At 65.0% G+C, this 3,515-nt stretch carries 4 protein-coding genes; 1 reads left to right on the top strand and 3 read right to left on the bottom strand.

The window, feature by feature from the left end; all coding sequences use genetic code 11:
* The 3 genes from pcaG to pcaF form a co-directional block, all read right to left on the bottom strand.
* Positions 1–513: protocatechuate 3,4-dioxygenase subunit alpha (gene pcaG / locus AS156_RS14985; RefSeq protein ID WP_066505331.1), on the bottom strand; the 513-nt coding region annotated here is incomplete at its 3' end.
* A 1-nt stretch (position 514) separates the two neighbouring features.
* Positions 515–1,216 (bottom strand): protocatechuate 3,4-dioxygenase subunit beta, encoded by a 702-nt coding sequence (pcaH, locus tag AS156_RS14980; RefSeq protein ID WP_066505327.1) that lies wholly within the window; start codon positions 1,214–1,216, stop codon positions 515–517.
* A gap of 108 nt (positions 1,217–1,324) precedes the next feature.
* Entirely contained in the window at positions 1,325–2,533 is a 1,209-nt protein-coding gene (pcaF, locus tag AS156_RS14975; protein WP_066505324.1) for a 3-oxoadipyl-CoA thiolase, read from the bottom strand.
* A 213-nt stretch (positions 2,534–2,746) separates the two neighbouring features.
* On the opposite strand from pcaF, the gene AS156_RS14970 reads away from it, so the two are divergent.
* Positions 2,747–3,515: MutS N-terminal domain-containing protein (locus tag AS156_RS14970; protein ID WP_488226046.1), on the top strand; the 769-nt coding region annotated here is incomplete at its 3' end.

The raw sequence follows: 3,515 nt of genomic DNA, 5'->3' as shown, positions 1-3,515 counted from the left end.
CAAGGTGGCGCGGCGATCTTCCGGCACCAGCGCCAGCACGGGATCATCGGCATTGCCGGCTTCGTCGTCGAAATAGATCCGCGTGTAGAGATGCAGCAGCATGCCGCGCGCGAACACCGCGAGCAGGATATGCGGCGCCTGCTTCTTGCCGTCGGGATCCGGCACCACGCCCGGCTTGATGGTGTCGAACGCGTAGGCGCCGCTGTTGTCGGTGCCGCAGCGGCCAAAGCCCTTGAAGCTCGAATTCGGCAGCGCGCGCTTGTCTTGCGGATCGGAGAAGCGGCCCTGCGCATCGGCCTGCCAGATCTCCAGCATGCAGTCCGGAATCACCGCGCCGTCGCCGTCATAGACCTTGCCCTCGACGCGGATGCGATCACCCGACGTATCCGGCGTCAGCAGATTGTTGGTGAAGGCGTCGTTCCATTCATACTCGCCGTTCGGCGTCAGGCCGTATTTGAAATAGGGGCCGACGGTCTGCGACGGCGTGATTCCATCAGGACGCGGGTTCGACACTTTACTTGGTCTCCATCGGCGTGGCGTTGCGCCCGCGCAGCACGATATCGAAGCGGTAGCACAGCGCCCATTCCGGCTTGGTGTTGTCGAGATCGAAGGACGAGATCATCCGCGCCCGCGCCTTCTCGTCGGTCACCGAGTTGAAGATCGGGTCGAACGGAAACAGCGGATCGCCGGGGAAATACATCTGCGTGACGAGGCGCGAGACGAAGGAGTGGCCGAACACCGAGAAGTGGATATGGGCGGGCCGCCAGGCGTTGTGGTGGTTGCCCCACGGATAGGCGCCGGGCTTGATGGTGATGAACTTGTAATAGCCGTTGGCGTCGCTCTGGGTGCGGCCGGCGCCGGTGAAGTTCGGATCGAGCGGCGCCGGGTGCTGGTCGACGACATGGATGTAGCGGCCGCAGGCATTGGCCTGCCACAGCTCGACCAGCGTGTTGGGCACGCCGCGGCCGTCCTCGTCGAGCACATAGCCGTGCACGATGATCCGTTCGCCGAGCGGCTCGCCCTTGGCCTGGATGGTGAGGTCGTTGTCATGCGCGCGCACGGTCTCATGACCATAGACCGGACCGGTGAGCTCCGAGAGCGTGTGCCGCATCGGGATCAGCGGCTTCTGCGGCGCGCGCTTGATCGTGGAGCGATAGGCGGGTGACAGCCGCGCCGGATGCGCCGCAAGCGACTGCAGCGGATACTGAAAGGTCATGGCGAAATCCTCCGTGGGCCCGCATGTCGGCGCGAGCCCTGCCGAAGATCATTATAGGACATAACCAATTCGGGGAAGGGCAGTTTTCAGCCCTTCCAAGCCATTGGCTTAGTTCACCTTTTCGATCGCGACCGCAACGCCCTGGCCGACGCCGACGCACATAGTTGCCAAGGCAAGCTTCCCGCCCCGCTTCTCCATGCCGTGCACGGCGGTCAACGCGAGCCGCGCGCCGCTCATGCCGAGCGGATGGCCGAGCGCGATCGCGCCGCCATGCGGATTGACGAAATCGGCATCTTCCTTGACGCCGAGCTGACGCAGGCAGGCGATGCCCTGCGAAGCGAAGGCTTCATTCAGCTCGATCAGATCGAAGTCCGACACCTTGATGCCGAGCCGTTCAACCAGCTTCTTGGTCGCCGGCACCGGGCCGATGCCCATGATGCGCGGCGGCACCGCGGCCGAGGCGAGCCCGAGGATCTTCGCGCGCGGCGTCAGTCCGTGCTTCTTCACCGCGGCCTCGGACGCGAGGATCATCGCGGCCGCACCGTCATTGACGCCGGACGCGTTGCCCGCGGTCACTGTGCCCGGATTGCGCACGATCGGCTTCAGCTTGGCGAGGCCTTCGAGCGTGGTCTCGGGACGCGGATGCTCGTCCTTGTCGACCGTGATCGGACCGGCCTTGCCGCCGGGCACCTGGATCGGAACGATCTCTTCCGCGAAATAGCCCGACGCGATCGCCGCACCCGCGCGCTGCTGCGAGCGGATTGCCATCGCGTCCTGATCGGCGCGCGACACCTGGAACTCCTCGGCGACGTTCTCGCCGGTCTCCGGCATCGCATCGACGCCATACTGCGCCTTCATCAAGGGATTGATGAAGCGCCAGCCGATCGTGGTGTCGTAGATGTCGGCCGAGCGGGAGAACGCTTCCGACGCCTTGCCCATCACGAACGGGGCGCGCGTCATCGACTCAACGCCGCCTGCGATCGCGAAGTCGATCTCACCGGCACGGATGGCGCGGCCCGCGGCGCCGACTGCATCGAGACCGGACGCACAGAGACGGTTCAGGGTCTGACCCGGAACCGACTCGGGGATACCGGCGAGCAGCAGCGCCATGCGCGCGACGTTGCGGTTGTCTTCACCGGCCTGATTGGCGCAGCCGAAAAAGACTTCGTCGACCTGATTCCAGTCGAGCGTCGGATGCTTGGCCATCAGCGCCTTGATCGGGGCCGCCGCGAGGTCGTCGGCGCGCACCTTGGCGAGCGAGCCGCCGAAACGGCCGATCGGAGTCCGGACGGCATCGCAAATATAGACATCACGCATTGAATCTCTCCCTGAATGCCGTGGCTTAGGCGTTGAATGGCTGGAACTTGGGTTGAGTTTTAGGAGTGTGCCCGCCACAGGTCAATTGATGCGGCTGCGTGGCATCAGCGCATTCCCGTGATGCCTCGTCATGATTTCAGCCGTGGAGAGGGTGGAAAACCCAGTCCTCGCGGATATGACCGCGCGGCGAAATTCTGTAGTTTCCGCCCCCACATGACAGTTCAGCAGCCCATTCCTGTTCCGCCCGAATCTGCTCCCGCCGAGACATCGTCGCGCGTCACGCCGATGATGGAGCAATATCTGGAGATCAAGACCGCGCATCCAGGCCTGCTGCTGTTCTACCGGATGGGCGACTTCTACGAACTGTTCTTCGAGGACGCCGAGATCGCCTCGAAGACGCTCGGCATCGTCCTGACCAAGCGCGGCAAGCATCAGGGCATGGACATCCCGATGTGCGGCGTGCCGGTCGAACGCTCCGAGGACTATCTGCATCGCCTGATCGGCGCCGGCCACAGGGTCGCCGTGTGCGAGCAAACCGAGAACCCCGCGGAGGCAAAGGCGCGCGGCAACAAGAGCGTGGTCCGCCGCGGCGTGGTGCGGCTGGTGACGCCGGGCACGCTGACCGAAGACACGCTGCTCGACGCCCGCACCAACAACTATCTGCTCGCGATCGCGCGTGCGCGCGGCTCGGCCGGCGCCGATCGGCTCGGGCTGGCCTGGATCGACATCTCGACCTCCGAATTCATGGTGACGGAGTGCTCGACCGCAGAGCTTGCCGCGACGCTGGCGCGCATCAATCCGAACGAGGTGATCGTCACCGACGCGCTCTATGGCGACACCGAGCTTGCGCCGACGCTGCGCGAGTTGCCGTCGGTGACGCCGCTGACCCGCGACGTCTTCGACAGCGCCACCGCCGAGCGGCGGCTGTGCGACTATTTTGCGGTCGCGACCATGGACGGCCTGTCCGCAATGTCGCGGCTGG

This window comes from Bradyrhizobium macuxiense, from assembly GCF_001542415.1.
GTDB lineage: Bacteria > Pseudomonadota > Alphaproteobacteria > Rhizobiales > Xanthobacteraceae > Bradyrhizobium > Bradyrhizobium macuxiense.
This window is presented reverse-complemented; position numbering and strand designations above follow the sequence as displayed.